Source organism: Rudanella paleaurantiibacter, from assembly GCF_009184635.1.
Lineage (GTDB): Bacteria > Bacteroidota > Bacteroidia > Cytophagales > Spirosomataceae > Rudanella > Rudanella paleaurantiibacter.
The window spans coordinates 120654-139720 of record NZ_WELI01000014.1; the positions used below are offsets into that span (position 1 = coordinate 120654).

A 19067-nucleotide genomic window follows, 5' to 3' on the forward strand; every position below is an offset into this window, starting at 1 on the left:
ATTTTGTGGTATAGTTTAAATGGCTCCACAAATCAGGGTTTTATCGAAATATCGTTTGTACTATTCTACATGAAGACATTGCCTATTATCGACCTGCTGGTAATCGTTGCCTACTTATTGAGCATGGTGGGTGTGGGCGTGTATTTCTCCCGCAAGACAAGCAACGCCGATCAGTTCACGACCGCGTCGGGCCGGATACCGGGCTGGGCGATCGGTATGTCGATTTACGCGACGTTTCTGAGCAGCAACACGTTTCTGGGCGTACCCGGCAAAGCGTTTGGGTCCAACTGGAACTCGTTCGTATTTAGTATGTCGATGCCCCTCGCGGCCTGGGTTGCGGCCCGGCATTTCGTTCCGTTTTACCGGCACACGGGCGAGGTGTCGGCCTATACGCACCTCGAAAAACGCTTCGGGCCCTGGGCCAGAACCTACGCCGTGGTTTGCTTTCTGCTGACTCAACTGGCGCGGATGGGGTCTATTTTCTTTGGTATCGCCCTCAGCTTGCAGGCCCTGACGGGCTACCCGATGGCCACGATTATGGTTGTCGTGGGGAGTTGTATTATTGTCTACACAGTGCTGGGGGGTATGGAGGCCGTTATCTGGACCGAGGTGGTGCAGGGCGTGGTGAAAACCGCCGGAGCCGTCATTATTCTGTGGTTGGTAATCGATGGACTACCCGGTGGCATAGGGCGCATTTTGACCGTTGGACAGACCAACCAAAAATTCAGCCTGGGGAGTTTCGCGCCCGATTTCACCCAATCGACGTTCTGGGTGGTGCTGCTGTACGGTTTTTTCATGAACCTGAACAACTTTGGCATGGATCAGAACTACGTGCAGCGGTATCACACAACCACCTCCGTTCGCGAGGCCACCCGCTCAATCTGGCTGTGCGTGTATCTCTACGTGCCGATTTCGTTGATGTTCTTTTTTATCGGTTCTGCCCTGTATGCCTACTACCAGAACAACCCCGACCTGCTGAACGCCGTTCGTCTGAGCGTGGCTGCCGAACGCCTACCCGGTGGCAGTCAGGCAGCTATTGCTCAGTTGGCCGCAACCCTCGGTCCGGCAGACATTGGCGACAAAGTGATGCCGCATTTTATGGTCAACAACGTACCGGCGGGTCTGGTGGGCCTGATTGTAGCGGCTATCATGTCGGCAGCCATGAGCACGATCAGTTCGGGGATGAATGCCTCGGCAACGGTGTTCTCGGTCGATGTGTACGGGCGATACGTGAACCGCAACCTGACTGGTAAACAGTCGTTGCGGCTGCTGTACGTGGCAACCACCGGTTTTGGTCTGCTGGGGATGCTGACGGGCATTGCCATGATCGGTATCAAAAGCGTGCTGGACATCTGGTGGCTGCTGTCGGGAATTTTTGCGGGCGGCATGCTGGGCCTGTTCCTGCTGGGTATCATCTCCCGCTCTACTCGTAATGCCGAGGCCCTAACGGCCACGATCATCGGGGTGCTGGTGATCGTCTGGATGACGTTTTCGGGCCGACTGCCCGACGAGTATGCGTTCCTCCGCAACCCGCTCCACCCGAACATGATTATGGTGGTCGGCACGCTCACTATTTTCCTAATCGGGGTGCTGCTGACCCGCTTGCGATCCACCCCTGAATCAGTCGATCGGGCAACCACCCCGCCCCAGCCCGAATACAACTGAGTGCTTCTCGCGTACAAACCGTCCAACCTGTTCACTGTTATGTCCTTACTCAACAACGCCCGTACCCCCTTACCACGGGGCTTTATTCCCGTTATGCTTACCCCGTTTCGCGAATCGGGGGCCATTGACACGCCGGGGCTGGCCCACCTGACCGATTTCTACCTGGAATCGGGGGCTGCCGGGCTGTTTGCCAATTGTCTGTCGAGCGAAATGTACGAACTGACCGACTCGGAGCGGCTTTCGGTCACTCGTCAGGTGGTCAGTCAGGTGGCGGGTCGGGTTCCGGTGGTGGCGACTGGCACGCTGGGGGGGTCGATGGAGCAGCAGACTGATTTTGTCAGACGAATATACGATACCGGTGTTCAGGCGGTCATCGTGATTACGAGTCAGTTGGTAATGCCTGACGAAAGCGATGCCGTTTTTCTGGACCGAATGCACCAGTTAATGGACCTGACCGGGGCCATTCCGTTGGGGCTTTACGAATGTCCAGTTCCCTACAAGCGGCTCATCAATAGCACTATTTTAGCCGACCTGCTGTCCACGGGGCGACTCATTTACCACAAAGACACGAGTTTGGATGCCGACGAAGTAGCCCGACGCTTGCGGGTGGCCGAAGGCTACGAGTTTGGCCTGTACGATGCCTACATGGTCAACGCGGTGTCGTCGCTACGGGCAGGGGCGGCTGGGCTGTCGTGCATTCAGGGCAATCATTTCCCGGAGTTAATCGTCTGGTTATGCCGACATTACGATGATCCATCGCGCTGGGAGCAGGCTGCTCGGGTACAGCAGTTTCTAACCGATTGCATGGCCTTGGTGCATACGGCTTACCCTATCATTGCCAAATACAGCCTGCAAAAACGTGGCCTGCCCATCTCGCTCCACACCCGCCGAACCGTTGACCCCTTCACGCCTTCGGTGCGGAACGACATGGACGCGCTCCTGTCCAAAGTCGAGCGGCTGTACGAGGAACTTGGTATTGAATCGGTTCAACCCCAGCTTTTTCCATTATGAATGACTACAGGTCACTTTTCCGCTCAACCATCATGAAACGACTTCTTCACATTGGTCTGATTTGCCTCCTAACCATGCCCTTCGCCGGGGCACAAAGCTTCCCGAACGTGCCGGGTGTGGTGATTGACCACCTGCCCAAATCGTCTGGTAACTATTTGGGGTCGCCCAGCATCGTGATCCTACCCGATGGCAAGTATGTGGCCTCGCACGATATTTTCGGAAAAGGACCAACCCCGCAGCACACCCATGTATTTGGGTCGTCGGACCGGGGGAAAAGCTGGCAGAAAATCGCTGAATTGGATAGCCTGTGGTGGGCCACGTTGTTTGTCAACAAGGGGGACTTGTACCTGTTCGGCACAACGAAAGAGTACGGGCGGATGTCGATTCGTCGCTCCACCGACGGAGGCCGCAACTGGAGTAGCGTGGACGAGGGCTACCTGAGTACGGAGCAGGGTTTCCATTGCGCGTCGGTGCCGGTACAGGTGTTCAAGGGGCGAGTCTGGAAAGGCATGGAACGCAATGTGCCGGTGACGAGTTGGGGCAATTTCCAGAGTTTTGTGGCCTCCGCCCCCGTCGATGCAGACCTGCTCGATCCCAAAAGCTGGTCGTTTACGCAACGTCTGACTTATCACAAAGCCGAGTGGAAACCGGGCAATGCGTGGCTGGAAGGCAACATAGTCATGAATCCGAAAGGCGAAACCTGGAACATCCTGCGGGTCAATAATTTAGAAGACGATCAGGCGGTGATGTACCGGGTGAGCGACGATGGGCGTACTGCCGATTCAACGACGGTCAAATTCATCAAGCTGCCGGGGGCCTGCAAGAAGTTTAACATCCGATTCGACCCGAAAACCGAGTTATACTACACCTTCACCAATTACGCACTCCCCAAACACCGCGTTTACAAGCGCGAACGTGCCCGGAACTCGCAGGTGATGCTGTCGTCGCCCGATCTGGAAAACTGGACCATTCGCGGAATCGTCTTATACAACCCGGATGTCGAAAAGCACGGGTTTCAGTATGTAGACTGGCAGTTCGATGGGAAGGACATTGTTATTGCTTCGCGTACCGCTTTCGAGGATGGCATGGGCGGGGCCGATAATCAGCACAACTCTAATTTTCTGACGTTCCACCGCGTCAAAAACTTCCGCAAATACCGCACCCCCGACGAATGGAAATCCCTGCTGGAGGGCGTTAGCGACTTCGTCGTATTGAAATAAATCCATTTCACAAACCACGTTCAATCATGAAAAACAAACTACTCCTGATTGCGCTGTTTCTGTTACTTGGCCTCCGGGTCATGGCGCAGGAACGGACCATCACCGGCTCCGTTCGCGATGCGGGCGGCAATCCGCTGGTGGGGGCGAGTGTGCTGGTGAAAGGCACCACGCGCGGGGCCACCTCCGATTTGGATGGCCTTTTTAAACTAACCGTTCCCAATGGCGCGGGCAACGCCCTGATCGTTTCCATCATTGGATTCGTCACGCAGGAAGTGCCGCTTACACCCGCCCAAACGAACGTGTCGGTGGTACTCAACGAAGACAATAAAGCTCTCGATGAGGTGGTTGTTGTAGGCTACGGCACCCAGAAAAAGATTAACTTGACGGGGGCCGTGGGCAGTATTGACACAAAACAGATTGAGAACCGCCCGGTAACCAATGCGAGTCAGGCGTTGCAGGGGCGGATTCCGGGGTTGTTAGTTACCCAAACCGGCGGGCAACCCGGCAACGAGAACATTGGCCTGCGGATTCGGGGCATCAGCACGCTCAATAGCAACGAGGTGCTGGTGATTGTGGACGGTATTGCCATGTCGATGAAGAACCTGAATCCCAACGACATCGAGAGTATTTCGGTGCTGAAAGATGCGGCCTCGGCGGCTATTTACGGGGCGAGGGCTTCGGGGGGCGTTATTCTGGTAACGACCAAAAAAGGCAAGTCGGGCAAAACGCGGGTGACGTACGACGGCTACGTGGGGACGCAAAGCCCCACCCGCTTACCCACAATGGCCAACGCTTACGAACACGCGCTGCTGTTTAAGGAAGGGGAGCGCAACGACAATCCTAACCAAACCAACTTTACCTTCACGGATGCCGACATCGAGAAGTACCGCACCGGGGCATTGCCCAGTGCCGACAAGCTGGGGTTTCTGTTTCGGTCCGCCCCGCAGACCGGACACAACGTCGGTATTTCGGGCGGGGGCGAAAACTCGAATTATTACATTTCGCTGGGTTATCTTAAGCAGGACGGTATTATGCGGAACACGGGCTACGAACGAATTAACATCCGCACCAACAACAATTTTACGGTGGGCAAGCGGCTCGATGTGGGCATTATGACTCAGTTTGCGCCATCGCTGCAAAAAGCCCCTTCCGAAGCCTCGTACCCCAACGGACCAACCCGCACGATCAACGACATTATTTTTGAAGCCTACCGGCGCGGGTCGGTTTACCCAATTTTTACCTCCGACGGGCAGTGGGCTTCGGTGACGGCCTTTGCCAATCGGCTTGGGCTGGCCTCCGAAGATGGTGGGTTTGCACGCGAGCGGCTCAACCGGCTGACGGGGGCCGTTACGTTGAACTACCGCATCCTCGACGGCCTGTCGATTGGGGGGATGTACAGCGGAAAATTCGATCAGACGCGCCGGGTAGATTACAGTAAACGCATGAAATTCATCAACCCGGTAAATTTAAAAACCGTCGATTTTGATTATAGCACGAATTCACTGCTGACGGCCAATCAGACCAACTACCAGCACAACCTCCAGCTACTGCTGAACTACAACCGGACGTTCGGCGACCACAACGTGAAACTACTGGGCGGTTTCTCCCGCGAGTGGAATCAGGATTTTGCGGAAACGGTGGGTCGGCGCGATTTCCTGACCGACGAGATTTACGTAGTTAACGCGGGGTCGGCCAATACGCAGACCTGGACAACGGGCGGCTCGGCTTCGGAATGGGCAATCCAGTCGTTTTTTGGGCGGGCCAACTATGATTACAAAGGCAAGTACCTGCTCGAAGGCATCGTTCGGTACGATGGTTCGTCGCGGTTTGCCGCGCCCGTGCGCTGGGGTCTGTTCCCGTCGGTATCGGGGGGATGGCGCGTGAGCGATGAGCCGTTTCTAAAAAACAACCGCGTCGTGAACGACCTCAAACTGCGGGCCTCGTGGGGGCAGGTGGGCAACCAGAACGTGGCCCTGTATCAGTTTGCTTCGTCGGTCAGCACCAGTGCGTATTATTTCAACGGGCTACCTAACACCACTGCATTCTACAGTGGCAACCCCAACCCCGATTTGACCTGGGAAACCAAAACAACCGCCAACCTCGGCATCGACGCGGGTTTCTGGAGTAACAAACTGCTGTTGACCTTCGACATTTTTAAGGACCGCACACGGGGCATTTTGCTACAGCCGCCCGTCCCGGACACGTATGGCCGGGGCCGGGTTTTCCAGAACGTCGGTACGGTCGATAACCGGGGTTGGGAGATTGAGGTGAAGCATCAGAACCAGATCAAGGGTTTTCGCTACAACGTGGGTGTACAGCTATCGAATGCCCGCGAAACGGTGGTGGACGTGGGCGGGCTGGGTCCGCGCATCGACGGAACCACCATTACCGAAGTGGGCTACGGTGTGAACGAGTGGTTTGGCTGGGAAGCCGCCGGGCTGTTTCAGACCACTGAGGAAGTGAAAGCGGCTTCGTTTCAGAACGTGCAGACCGGCCCCGGCGACATTCGGTACGTGGAACACGGGGGTAATCCCACCACCATCACCGCCGACGACCGGGTACATCTGGGCCGCCAAACCCCCATGTTTCCCTACGGTGTCAATGTGGACCTGTCGTGGCGGGGCTTCGATTTTTCGGCCTTCGGGCAGGGAGTCGGCTACCGGCTCACGTACATGTCGTCGTTGGGCTGGCACGCCTTTCAGGATAATTTAGCCTCGGCCATGACGATTCACCTCGACCGCTGGACGCCCGAAACCCCTAATGGTCGCTTTCCCAAAACGCGGATTGGCGGGGTGAACAAAGCCTTTTCGTCGTTCCACCTGCAAAACTCCGCCTATTTCCGCCTGAAAAACATTCAGGTGGGCTACACATTACCCGCCAACCTGACGGAGCGACTGAAAATAGCCCGGTTGCGGGTATTCTTTAGTGGTGAAAACCTCGTCACGTTCACCAAAATGCTTGCCTTCGATCCCGAAGCTCCCAACGGCAGCGGCAACTTCTATCCACTCAGCAAGGTCACTACGTTTGGTCTGAATCTGTCGTTGTAAACTGGCTTTAACACAGACATCATCATGAAACTCTTTCGTTTTATCGCTTTTGCGGGGCTACTCAGCACGGTATCGGCCTGTAAGGATAATTTCCTCGAAACCTTGCCCCTCACCGCCCCCTCCGACAAACTGTTCTGGAAAACGGAGCAGGATGCCGTTTTCTGGATCAACGATGCCTACCGCACCTTGCCGGGCGCGGGCGATTATATCTTCAACGCCATGAGCGACGACGCCTACACCGCAACCACTGCCAACGGGGTTGTCGCCAACGGGACGTACGAACCCACGTCGGCGGTAATTGCGTCGAAGTGGGGCTACGGCACCATCCGGCATTGCCTTGAGTTGCTGGCGCGGGTCGATGGCATACCGGGAATCAGACCCGAACTGAGCAGTCGGCTCAAGGGCGAAGCGCAATTTATGATCGCCCTGAAATATTTCGAGATGGCAACCCTGTACCGCGACGTACCGCTGGTAGATAAAGTTTTGCCGCTATCGGAGTCCGACATCCCGAAAAGCGACAAAAAAACGGTGATCAAATATGCTCTCGATCAACTCGATCTGGCGATTCCAAATTTGCCCATCCGCTACCCAACGGCGGCTGACAATGGTCGGATTACCAAAGGAGCGGCTTTGGCCTTGAAAGCGCGGATTTTGCTGTTCAATGAGCGTTGGGACGAAGCCGCTACTGCCGCTAAGACCGTGATGGACCTGAATACGTATCAGTTGCACCCCAATTTCAACGAGCTGTTCCTGACGGCGTTCAACAATCAGACGAAAGAGGTGATTCTGGCCTACCAGTACGCTAAAGATCTGTCGGTCCATACCATTCAGTTCTCGTACGGGTTCTATCAGGTCGGCGGGTCGGGTCTTTCGCTGCCCTTGCCCGATCTGGTCAATTCCTACGAGAGCAAAGACGGACTGCCCATCACAGAGTCACCGCTGTACAACCCGCTGAAGCCGTTTGAGAACCGCGACCCACGTTTCGCCCAGACGTTCATTACGCCGTTTGAAACCTTCGCCGGGGTCAAGTACGATCCAATCAATAATAAAGACGACAAAACGCAGGCGAAAACGTACATCTACTACCGGAAGTATATTGCCGACCTGACCAATCAGCAACGCTCAAGCTGGGTCAACTGGATTATTTTCCGCTACGCCGACGTATTACTGATGTACGCCGAAGCGAAAAATGAAGCCACCGGACCAGATGAGTCGGTGTATGCGGCCCTTGACCAGATCAGGACGCGGGCCGGGATGCCGAAAGTAGATCGCGCCCGCAACACTACCCGCGAGTCGTTACGTGGCCTGATCCGCAACGAACGCCGGGTCGAACTGGCCGGGGAGGGACTTCGCTACTACGATATTCTACGCTGGAAAACCGCCCAAACCGTGCTGAACAAGCCGGTGGTCAGCTTCACCATTCCGGGTGTGTTGCCCCTGCAAAACATCGAAACCCGCGTGTTCAACCCCGCCAAGAATTACGTTTGGCCCATTCCGCAAACCGCCATCGACAACGCCACCAAGCTGGTGCAGCACCCGGAATGGAAATGATGCAGATGCGAATGCGACGGGTTGCAACGGCCACCGATTTATGAGAAAAAACGACGTGTTTGTGGTGGGCAGTTTCGTGATGGGGCTGACCATCCGGGTGCCCCGATCACCGGTACCGGGCGAAACCCTCATGGGGACGGGTTTCGACCTAGGACCGGGTGGGAAGGGGTTAAATCTGGCCATTGCGGCAGTCAGAGCCGGGGCTTCCGTTTCGCAAATCCTTTGCATCGGGCAGGATCTGTTTGGTGAAAAGGCCATGCAGATAATCAAACAGGAAAATCTATCTGCCCAATACGTTCATCAGGTCAAAGGCATTCATACAGGCTGCGGCTTTGTGACGCTACTTCCATCGGGCGAAAATACCATCGTGCTCGATGCCGGTGCCAACCAGTGGATGGCCCCAGATTTGGTGAGGGATGCAGAAGCAGCCATTGCTGATAGCAGGGTGGTTGTCGCGCAACTGGAGGTGCCCAACGATGCCGTTGAAACGGCCCTGCAACTGGGCCGCAGGCACGGTTGCCTGACCATGCTGAACCCAGCCCCGGCACGTCGCCTACCGGACGGTCTCCTGCAATACGTTGACATTCTGACGCCCAACGAAACCGAAGCCCGCTTGCTACTGGGTCTGCCACCCGACGACGGTACACCGACGGAAGACCTGGCCCAGCAACTTCTGGCTCTGGGGCCGGGTGCGGTGGTAGTTACGCGGGGAAAACTGGGTGCTCTGCTGGTGACGGCGAATCAGGTCGAATCCATACCTGCACCCAGCATTCAGACGGTCGATCCAACCGGAGCTGGCGATTGCTTTAATGGCTTGGTGGCCAGTCAATTGGCAAGAGGGAAGTCCCTGATTGACGCGGTTCGCCGGGCGGTTCATGGGGGAGCGTATTGTGCCGGAAAATTAGGCGTCATCAACGGATTGCCTACTACGTCCGAATTAGACGAGTTTATTAACCAACACCGCTTATGAGCATCTGGATTGCCGGCACGGTGGAAGAAGTGTTTGCGGCCTCGAAAACCGGATTAGTTAACGCCATTGTAACAAATCCAACCGTTATTGCGGGCTGGACGAAGGGTGGCCAAACACTTGAATCGGTAGCCTCCGACGTCATCAGCGCGACGCAATTGCCCCTGTACATGCAGCTTCATGGCCCTACGCAGGAGCATTTCCTACGGGAAACCGCGTATTTGAAACGAATCTCAGACCGAATCATTCCCAAATTACCGGCTACTCGCGAAGGGCTGGCTGCGGCTGCCGAACTGGAAGCCAACAACACCGAGACGCTTATCACGACAGTGTGTTCGGTGAATCAGGCGTACGCCAGCGCGTCGGCCCACGCCACTACCATTTGCCCCTACTTCAGTCGGGTACGCGATGCCAGCGAAGACGCCATTGAATTGATCCGCAACATCGCGACGCTGTACCGGCGTTGGGGGGTAAAAACCCACATACGGCCCGCCAGCGTTCGGTCCGTGCAGGACGTGCAGGACTGTCTGCTGGCCGGAGCCGATGGGGTTATTATTTTCTACGATGTGTTTGAGCAACTCTTTCTGCATCCGGTCACGGAGCAGTCGCTACAGGCTTTCGAGGCCGATTGGGAGCAAACGAACCGTTTGGAAACGTATCCGTTTGACTGAAAACGAACCCGTGTAAGCCGATGAAACGGGCGATCCAAACCGGCACACTGTGCCTTTTACTAATGGGTATATCTGACGTAAAGAGCCAGACAATACGGAGTGATTTTCGGACAGAACGTCAGCTTACGCACGACGCTACAGGCCACACCCTGAACAACACGCAGGTGTTCTCGCCCGATGACGAGTGGATTGTGTACGATACCCGCAACCTTGATACCGAGTTGGGCAAAACCTGCTGTATCCGAATCCTGAACCTCAAAACGGGCGAAGACCGGCTGGTGTATCAAACCCCAAATCAGACTGAGCATGGCCCTGGAGCCGGTGCCGCCACGTTTTGCCCAACCAAATCCCAGGTGCTGTTTCTGCACGGCCTCCGCAACGCCGATGCTCAAACACTCTACGCCATCACCCGGCGAACGGGCGTACTGATCCATATCGACCAACCCCAACGACCGCACTTTCTCGATGGCCGCGATGGTTCACCCCCGTTCACGCCCGGAGCTTTGCGGGGCGGCACCCACGCGCATCAGTGGAGTGGCGATGGCGAATGGGTCAGTTTTACGTACAACGACGAGGTAATTGAACGCCTGTCCCATACGGACATATCCGTCAAAGACCTGCGAACGGTGGGGGTAATGGCTCCGGTTCGGGCAGTCTCGGCTCCTGATGCCAACAACGCCGACACCTTCGGGGGTGAGTGGTTCGCGACGGTGGTGGCGCGGGTAACGGAGCAACCCCAGCCCGGCAGCAACGAGATCGACAAAGCGTTTGATGAAACCTGGATTGGCCGCGATGGCTATCAAAAGCCGGATGGTAGCCAACAGAAACGGGCATTGGCGTTTCAGGGAAATGTCCGCAACAAAGCCAACCAGACCATCACCGAAGTATTCGTCCTCGACCTGCCCAGCAATCCCAGCGATCTAACCAAAGCCGCCCCAAACGAACCCCTTGAAGGCACGGCAGCCACCCGACCTAACCCGCCCGCCGGGGTGGTACAGCGTCGGATCACGTTCACCGAAACCGGCATTGAAGGCCCACGCCATTGGCTGCGAACCACGCCGGATGGCTCGTTGATCGGATTTCTGGCCAAAGACGCCGACGGGTATATCCAGGTGTTTGGCGTATCGCCTAACGGCGGCCCGATTCGGCAGCTAACCCATCAGCCGTTCTCCGTTCAAACCCCGTTCAACTTCAGCCCTGATGGAAAACAAGTTGCGTATGCCGCCGACAATAGCCTGTTCATCAGCGATTTACAAACTGGCCACCCCCACCGATTAACCCCGCGTGCTGCCGACGAAAATCGACCCATAAACGGCGTTACCTGGTCGAACAAGGGCGACCGGGTGGTGTACAATCGCTACGTCAGCACGGTAGTCGGTCGGTTCATTCAAGTATTTCAACTAAGTTGGTTTTGATTGCCTGTCAGGTTGTGCAATTGACCATTACGGAGAATGCCCGAAAATAATGAGTAACGTTTTCTGTCAGGTTCTTTTCAACAAGCAGCAGATTACGTTGGTCAGGTTGATGTACGAATGATACGGCAAGGAGTTAAAGTGAAGCATGGGGGGCTGTTGTCCGTTATACTTTTTTTAGTCGGTTGGGCAGCTATCCGGCAGACGGCTCATAGCCAGCCCATTACCCCCAAATTTCATTCCATTTCGCAGGAACAGGGGCTGTCCAATAACTCCGTGACCTGCATTTATCAGGATCAGACGGGGTTTATCTGGATGGGTACGCGCAACGGCCTGAATCGCTATGATGGCCATGAACTACAGGTTTACTCCAAGGAACGGGAAGGCCGTTTCCACATTCCCCGCGACAACATTTACGATATTGGTGAGGATGCCCACCGACAGGTCCTGATCGCTACCCTCAATGGCGAACTGCTCGTGCAGGATTCGATAACGCACCAGTTTACCCCGTTTTTCAGGCCCGACGAGAACCAACGACACGGCTTCAATCAGATGTTGTTTCTTAAAATATACACCGATAGCCGGGGAATGCTGTGGCTGACTACGCATCGGCACGGCCTGATTGCCATTGACCAACAACGGCGGACGTTCCGGTTTTACACCACTCAGTCGTTGCCCGCCATCGCCAGCAACCGGGTTATTACGGTGCGGGAGGACACCCAGCATCGGTTGTGGGTTGGCACCGACGCGGGCGTGACGCTCCTGAGTCCCGACCACAAAAGCAGTAGTCAGTATGCGCCTGGAGCCAATGGGCGTAGCCGGGATGCGAACCACGTAAATGCTTTTTTTGAAGACCGCCTGAACCGAATGTGGGTGGCAACGGGCGGTGGGGTATTTTTGTACCAACCGGCTGAAGCGGCCTTTTTACCGGTCGAAAAACTGGCTCTTAGCCCATCCCTATTCGCAACGGCGCGTACCTTACAGGATGACTTAAACGGAAATCTCTGGATCGGCACTGACGACGGACTGTTTGTTTTTGATCTCCAGAAACAGACCCTTACGCCCGTAAAAACCGATGCGAGCCAACGCTACGCCCTTAACGATCAATACGTATTCTCAATTTGCCGTGACCGACAGGGCGATATGTGGGTGGGGACGTATTACGGGGGCGTAAACGTAACCTACTTTTCGGCTTATGGCTTCGATCAGTTTCCACAGCCTCGCGCCCACAGCGCGTTGGACGGTAAAATTATCCGCGATATTGTGGAAGACCGCTCCGGGAATCTGTGGTTTGGGCTGGAGAACAGCGGGGTAGTGGGTCTGATGCGCGACGGCCAAACCATTCGGGTGCTCAATCACACCGGTCCAACCGGCCAAACCTTGCTCGGCAATCAGATTCAGGGTCTCGACGACGATGCCGACGGGACACTCTGGATTGGCAGCTACAACCGGGGCGTGAACCAGTACGACCCCAAAACGGGCCGGGTGATGCACCTGCAACATGAACCGGGCAACGCCAATAGTCTGGTTTCCAATGCGGTAAACAATATTCTGGTGGATCGAAAAGGGCGCGTCTGGATCGGTACGAACCTCGGTGGACTGGATCGGTACGACAAAAAAAGCCAGACGTTCCGGCATTACCGGCACTCGGCCCGGCCCGGCAGCATCGACAACGATCAGATTGCCACGCTCTACGAAGACACAAACGGGCAAATCTGGGCAGGAACCACCACCGGCCTGAACCGCTACGATGAGCAGCGCGATCTGTTTGTGGCCTACTCCAAGTTGAACGACGCCGTATCGGCAGCGGGCCTGTACGTGACGGCTATTTTTGAGGATCAGCGGGGAACCTTGTGGGTAGGCACCGCGGGCGACGGGCTGTTTGCCCTAAACCCAGTTACAGGAAAATTCCGGCACGTTAGCCCGGACCGACAGATTGCCAATGCCACGGTTTACAAGATTTTAGAGGACCGCGACGGGCAGTTGTGGTTCGGGTCCAACACGGGTCTGTATCGCTACGCCCCCGCCCAGAATCGTTACGTGAAATACACCATTAGCGACGGATTAGTGTCTAATCAGTTCAACTACAACGCCGGTAGCCTGTTGAAAAACGGGCGGCTCATTTTCGGGTCAGTGAACGGCTACACCCTGTTCGACCCGGCCCGGATTCAAAAGCCCGATTTCAAACACGCCCTCGCTCTCACTGATTTTCGGGTTAACAACCAACCCGCCTATTCAGTCAACGAACTGGAGCGGGCTATTCCGCAGGCGGTTCGGCTGGCGCACGACCAATCGACGCTGCAATTTTCGTTTGTTGCGCTGGAATACGGTAGTTTCGACAACAAGCAGTACGCCTATAAACTCGAAAATTACGACGACAACTGGTCAACGGCGGCCAAAAACCGGGTGGCAACCTACACCCGGTTGCCGCCCGGTACGTATCAGTTTCGGGTGAAAGCCACCAACAACGATGGCGATTGGGTGGCTGCTTCATCGCCCGTTCTGATCACAATTCGCCCGCCCTTCTGGCAGACAACCTGGGCCTACACGGGCTACGGCCTGCTGCTTCTGGGGTTTCTGTATCTGCTTCGGCGGTATTCGCTGATCGAGATCGACCGCAAAAAACAGTTGTTGCTGGAACATTACGAGCGCGAACGGGAACAGGAATTGAGCGCAATGAAATACCGGTTTTTCACCAATATGTCGCACGAGTTCCGAACACCCCTCACGCTCATCAAGGCCCCGTTGGACGAGTTGTTGACGCTGGCGCAACTCAGCCGCGAGCAGGTACGGCAGCGACTCACGCTGATGAGTCAGCAGGTGGGCAAAATGGTGCGGTTGGTCGATCAACTCATGGACGTGAGCAAAGCCGAGTCGGGCTTTCTGCAACTGCACCCGCAGTCAACCGAGTTGGTCGCTCTGTGCACCGGGCTGGTGCGGCAATTTGAAGGTGCGGCCAATCAGCAGAACATCGGACTCCAATTTGCGCCGGAAATCGGTCGTTTGTTGGCCTGGGTCGATGCCGACAAGGTGGAGAAGGTGTTGTATAATTTGCTCACGAACGCTTTTAAATATACGCCCGCCAACGGCCAAATCACCGTTCGGCTTGATCGGACGGGAGCAAACCCAACGGGCGAATGGGCGGTAATTTCGGTAGCAGATACGGGCGTTGGCATCCCGCCGACCGACCTGAAGCGAGTCTTTGAACGCTTTTATCAGGCTGATAATCAACACCAATTGGCGCAGAAGGGAACGGGTATTGGCCTGGCCTTGTGCCGCGAGTTAGTGGAGTTGCACGGCGGCACGATAACCGTCGAAAGTAGTCCTAATCAAGGTAGCCGATTTGTGGTGTCGCTGCCGTTAGTTGTCCCCCCGTCGGAGCAGCAGCCGCCTTCGCCCGACCCCGTATCCACCGAAAACCCGGAACCTGCCGGGGCCGGGTTGGTGCTGCTGACACCTACCACTCACCGCCCGACGCTGTTGCTGGTGGAAGACGAGCCGGACGTGCAGACTTACCTGCGCGACCTGCTCCAAACGAGCTACGAGGTAACGAGTCTGAACAACGGGCAGGAAGCCTGGGCGTATTTGCAGGAGCACCTGCCCGACGTGATCGTGAGCGACGTGATGATGCCGCTCATGGACGGAATCGAGTTGTGCAAACGGATAAAAACCCACCTGACCACCTGCCATCTGCCCGTGCTGATGCTCACGGCCCGCAGCACGGTGGACGATCAGGTGGAGGGTCTCACCATCGGGGCCGACGACTACGTGCCCAAGCCGTTCCACCCGCAACTGCTGCTGATTCGGTTGCAGAACCTGCTCCAGAACCGGCAACTGCTCAAAGACAAGCTCCGCAAAGAACTGATCCTGCAACCGCAGGCCGTAACGACCAACTCGTTGGACGAAGAGTTTTTGAAGCGGGTTATGGACATCACCGAAGCGGGCATCGAAAACCCCGATTTCAACGCGCAGTTTTTAGTAGAGTCGCTCAACATGAGCCGCTCGGCCTTTTACCGTAAGCTACAGGCCATCACCGACCTCTCGCCCGGCGATTTCATCCGCGATGTTCGTCTGAAGCGGGCGGCCCAACTGCTCGCCCGGCAGGAGCTTATGGTCGCGGAAGTGGCCTACGCCGTGGGGTACAACGATCTGAAAACCTTCCGGCAGAATTTTCAGCAGCGATTTGGCATCACACCATCGGGGTACGGGAAAATTAACCCGGCCACTTCCTAAGAATCCCCCTTTCCGGTCGCTCTGACCAGTTTTCCCCCGTATTCTGGCACAAATCCCTCCCTTGTGGCTGCACAAATCCCCCTACTATTGCCCCACAGTTTTTGACTTATAACAAGTAATAATTACACTATCTGTATGCGCCAACGAATACACGTTCAATCAGGGAGCCGGTTTGTGGTCCGTTTACTGGCGTTTCTGCTGGTAATGGGCATAGGAATGGGGCTTCCCGTGTGCGGGCAAACGCCCTCGCAAAGCCGGATTACCGGCAAAGTAATCGACGAAACGGGGAGCGGTCTGCCGGGGGTCAGTGTCTCACTCAAGGGTACTCAACAGGGAACCACTACCGACGCAGGCGGCAACTACGCACTTACTACGTCGGATGCCAATGTGGTGAAGGGAACGCTCGTTTTCTCGTTTATCGGGTATGCCACGCAGGAGATTGCGATTGGCGGGCAAACCACTATCAACGCATCGCTGAAAGCCAGCGAACAGTCGCTGAACGAGGTAGTCGTGGTGGGCTACGGCACCCAGAAAAAGGCTACGGTGACGGGGGCGGTTTCGTCGATTCAGACCCGCGACGTGAAGCAGAGTCCGGCGGCTAACCTCGCCGTGACACTCGCGGGCCGACTGCCGGGCCTCACCGCCATTCAGCGCAGTGGCGAGCCGGGCCGCGACGTAACCCAGTTGTTTATCCGCGGGCAGGGCACCACCAACGCGCAGTCGCCCATTATTCTGGTGGACGGGGTCGAGCGGGATTTGACCTACATTGACCCCAACGAGGTGGAGACCGTCACGATTCTGAAAGATGCGTCGTCAACGGCGATTTTTGGGGTACGGGGGGCCAATGGGGTTATCTTGGTGACGACCAAACGCGGAGTGAGCGAGAAACCCGAAATCAATTTTTCTGCCGAAACGGGCCTTCAGGATTTCACGCGGCTGCTCAACCCGGTCAACTCCTATCAGTTTGCCCAGTTACGGAATCAGGCCCAGATCAACGACGGTCTGAAACCAACGTTCACCGATTACGCCCTCGAACGCTACCGGCTCGGCGATGATCCGGTTCGCTACCCAAACACCAACTGGCGCGACATGAACCTGAAAAAATTCTCGACGCAGCAACGGTACAACCTGAACGTGTCGGGCGGTTCCAAAAACATGAGCTACTTCGTGAATGCGGGGTTTCTGAGTCAGGGCGGGCAGTTTAAGGTAGAACCCGGTCTGAGTTATGACCCCAGCTTTTTCCTGAAACGCTACAATTTCCGCTCCAACATCGATATTCAATTAACCCCCCGGCTGAAGGCGTTTCTGAATGTGGCGGGCTATTTGGAAAAGCAAAACTCGCCCTACGGCGTGTGGGGGGCCTTGGGCGGAGACCCCAGCACCAACCTCGCCAATCAGTCGCCGTCGCTCTATATTCTGGCCAGTATTTTCTCGCTCCCGGCCACCGTCCCCGGCCCCGTCACGCCCGATGGACAGGTAACGACCTCGGACCTCGAAGTGAACCCAGTCTATGGGCAGATCAACCGGACGGGCTACATTCAGCAGACCCGGAGTAACGTGATTGCATCGTATGGCATGGAGCAGAACTTAGATTTTATCACCAAAGGGCTGTCGGCGAAGGCCATTGTATCGTTCGATACGCGCACGACCAACAACCTGTTTGCGGGTAAAACTTACCGCAAATTCGTGCAGGTGGTGGACCCGAACCTCAAGGGGCGCGACGGGCGCGATAGTGTGTATTACCGGCCCTACAACAACGATCAGAATACGCCCCTGAGTTTGTCGGGGGGGCGGGCGTTCAACACCCTCTCGAACGTGCAGGCGTATCTGAACTACAACCGGGTCTTTGCCGACCGGCATTCGTTTACGGGTTTGGTGCTGTATCAGCAGCAACAACAGGTGATCGACGCGCAGTTGCCGTTCAATTTGCGGGGCGTGTCCACCCGCCTGTCCTACGGCTACAACGATACGTATTTTGCCGAATTCAACGCGGGCTACAACGGCTCCGAGCAGTTTGCGAAGGGTCGTCGGTTCGGATTTTTTCCGGCAGTTTCGGCGGGATGGGTGGTGTCCAACGAGAAGTTTTTGCAGAATAACCCGGTGGTTAGTTTGCTGAAACTTAGAGGGTCATACGGTTCGGTGGGCAACGACCGGGTTAGTAACCTGCGCTTTCTCTACCTCGACAATATTCAGGTGGCCGGGAGCGGCTACACGAGCAGCCTGAACTTCGGGCAGCGGATTCAGGAGAGTTTGCTCCGCAACGAGGAGTTGCAGTGGGAGGTGGCCAAAAAAGCCAACGTGGCCATCGAGTTGGGCCTGTTCAACCAGCTTAATCTGGCGGTGGACGTGTATTCCGAAAAGCGCGACAACATTCTGCGGACGCGGGGAACCGTGCCGGTGCTGAACGGATTGCCGCTCAGTTCGTTGCCGCCGGTGAACCTCGGCGTGATTCAGAACCGGGGCTACGAAATTGAATTAGGCTACCAGAAACGCTTCAGCCGCGACCTCTCGGTATTGTCGAAAATCAATTTCAACCACGCCCGCAACAAGCAGATTTTCGCCGATGAGCCGCTGCTCCCCGCCGACTACGCTTACCGCTACCGGCAAACCGGCTACCCGATTGGTCAGCCATTCGGCTACATCGTGGACGGCTATTTCAAGAGCGACGACGAGATCAAGGCATCGCCCAATCAGGTGGTGGGGGGCCATGCCTCGCGACCCGGCGATTTCAAATACAAAGACCTCAACAACGATGGTATCGTGAACGAAAAAGACCGCGCGCCCATTGGCTATTCCAACGTGCCGCAATACACCTTCGGGGCGGCTTTCAACGTGACCTACAAGGGGTTCGACGTGAGTTTTCTGTTGCAGGGCATCACGGGCGTATCGAATTTCTACCAAAGCCGGGGCATTTTCGAGACGGTTGGCAATTACGTTAGCCGACACCTCGAAAGCTGGACCCCGGAGCGAGTGGCGAGTGGCGAACCCATCAATTACCCCCGCCTGACCACGCAGGCATCGCCCAACAACATTGCCAACTCGTTTTTCATTGTCGATGCGAGCTATATCCGACTTCGGAACGCCGAAATCGGCTACACGTTGCCTGCGTCGGTGGCCCGGCGGGTGGGAGCCAAACGACTGCGGGTGTATTCAAACGGCCTGAACCTGCTCACCTTCGACCGGCTGCCGACCAAAGACATCGACCCCGAAATCACGGACGGGCTTTCGTACCCCATCAACCGACTGTTCAACTTCGGCGTGAACGTCACGTTCTAAACCTCACTCTTTCG

At 56.1% G+C, this 19067-nt stretch carries 10 protein-coding genes; all 10 read left to right on the forward strand.

Annotation, left to right across the window (positions count from 1 at the left end; all coding sequences use genetic code 11):
• Positions 1 to 69: 69 nt before the first annotated feature.
• The 10 genes from F5984_RS24020 to F5984_RS24065 all read left to right on the forward strand — a co-directional run bounded on the left by F5984_RS24020 (position 70) and on the right by F5984_RS24065 (position 19053).
• Positions 70 to 1665, forward strand: a complete 1596-nt coding sequence (locus F5984_RS24020) for a sodium:solute symporter (RefSeq protein ID WP_152126768.1) — start codon at positions 70 to 72, stop codon at positions 1663 to 1665.
• Positions 1666 to 1704: 39 nt separating this feature from the next.
• On the forward strand, positions 1705 to 2676 hold the full coding sequence (locus F5984_RS24025) for a dihydrodipicolinate synthase family protein (RefSeq protein WP_152126769.1): 972 nt from the start codon (positions 1705 to 1707) through the stop codon (positions 2674 to 2676).
• 32 nt (positions 2677 to 2708) lie between these two features.
• Positions 2709 to 3896, forward strand: a complete 1188-nt coding sequence (locus F5984_RS24030; RefSeq protein WP_246169343.1) for a sialidase family protein — start codon at positions 2709 to 2711, stop codon at positions 3894 to 3896.
• Between the two features lie 26 nt (positions 3897 to 3922).
• Positions 3923 to 6943: a SusC/RagA family TonB-linked outer membrane protein gene (locus tag F5984_RS24035; protein WP_152126770.1), complete on the forward strand. Its 3021-nt coding sequence runs from the start codon at positions 3923 to 3925 to the stop codon at positions 6941 to 6943.
• A gap of 24 nt (positions 6944 to 6967) precedes the next feature.
• Positions 6968 to 8494 carry a RagB/SusD family nutrient uptake outer membrane protein gene (locus tag F5984_RS24040; RefSeq protein ID WP_152126771.1) on the forward strand — a complete coding sequence of 509 codons (1527 nt, stop codon included), beginning with the start codon at positions 6968 to 6970 and terminating at the stop codon, positions 8492 to 8494.
• A gap of 40 nt (positions 8495 to 8534) precedes the next feature.
• Positions 8535 to 9464 (forward strand): ribokinase, encoded by a 930-nt coding sequence (locus F5984_RS24045; protein ID WP_152126772.1) that lies wholly within the window; start codon positions 8535 to 8537, stop codon positions 9462 to 9464.
• The gene (locus tag F5984_RS24050; RefSeq protein WP_152126773.1) at positions 9461 to 10132 is read left to right on the forward strand and encodes a transaldolase family protein; all 672 of its coding nucleotides are present in this window, start codon (positions 9461 to 9463) and stop codon (positions 10130 to 10132) included. The genes F5984_RS24045 and F5984_RS24050 overlap by 4 nt, the downstream gene beginning before the upstream one ends.
• Positions 10133 to 10152: 20 nt before the next feature.
• Positions 10153 to 11547: a DUF3748 domain-containing protein gene (locus F5984_RS24055; protein ID WP_246169345.1), complete on the forward strand. Its 1395-nt coding sequence runs from the start codon at positions 10153 to 10155 to the stop codon at positions 11545 to 11547.
• Between the two features lie 117 nt (positions 11548 to 11664).
• A complete protein-coding gene (locus F5984_RS24060; RefSeq protein WP_152126774.1) occupies positions 11665 to 15777 on the forward strand; it encodes a hybrid sensor histidine kinase/response regulator transcription factor in 4113 nt (1370 codons plus the stop codon).
• A 135-nt stretch (positions 15778 to 15912) separates the two neighbouring features.
• Positions 15913 to 19053, forward strand: coding sequence for a SusC/RagA family TonB-linked outer membrane protein (locus F5984_RS24065; RefSeq protein ID WP_152126775.1), 3141 nt, complete (start codon positions 15913 to 15915; stop codon positions 19051 to 19053).
• Positions 19054 to 19067: the final 14 nt, after the last annotated feature.

Coding starts and splice junctions, on each gene's coding strand:
- F5984_RS24040 (WP_152126771.1), top strand. CDS start 6,968: ATGAAACTCTTTCGTTTTATCGCTTTTGCGGGGCTACTCAGCACGGTA.
- F5984_RS24060 (WP_152126774.1), top strand. CDS start 11,665: ATGATACGGCAAGGAGTTAAAGTGAAGCATGGGGGGCTGTTGTCCGTT.
- F5984_RS24035 (WP_152126770.1), top strand. CDS start 3,923: ATGAAAAACAAACTACTCCTGATTGCGCTGTTTCTGTTACTTGGCCTC.
- F5984_RS24045 (WP_152126772.1), top strand. CDS start 8,535: ATGAGAAAAAACGACGTGTTTGTGGTGGGCAGTTTCGTGATGGGGCTG.
- F5984_RS24020 (WP_152126768.1), top strand. CDS start 70: ATGAAGACATTGCCTATTATCGACCTGCTGGTAATCGTTGCCTACTTA.
- F5984_RS24050 (WP_152126773.1), top strand. CDS start 9,461: ATGAGCATCTGGATTGCCGGCACGGTGGAAGAAGTGTTTGCGGCCTCG.
- F5984_RS24065 (WP_152126775.1), top strand. CDS start 15,913: ATGCGCCAACGAATACACGTTCAATCAGGGAGCCGGTTTGTGGTCCGT.
- F5984_RS24025 (WP_152126769.1), top strand. CDS start 1,705: ATGTCCTTACTCAACAACGCCCGTACCCCCTTACCACGGGGCTTTATT.
- F5984_RS24030 (WP_246169343.1), top strand. CDS start 2,709: ATGAAACGACTTCTTCACATTGGTCTGATTTGCCTCCTAACCATGCCC.
- F5984_RS24055 (WP_246169345.1), top strand. CDS start 10,153: ATGAAACGGGCGATCCAAACCGGCACACTGTGCCTTTTACTAATGGGT.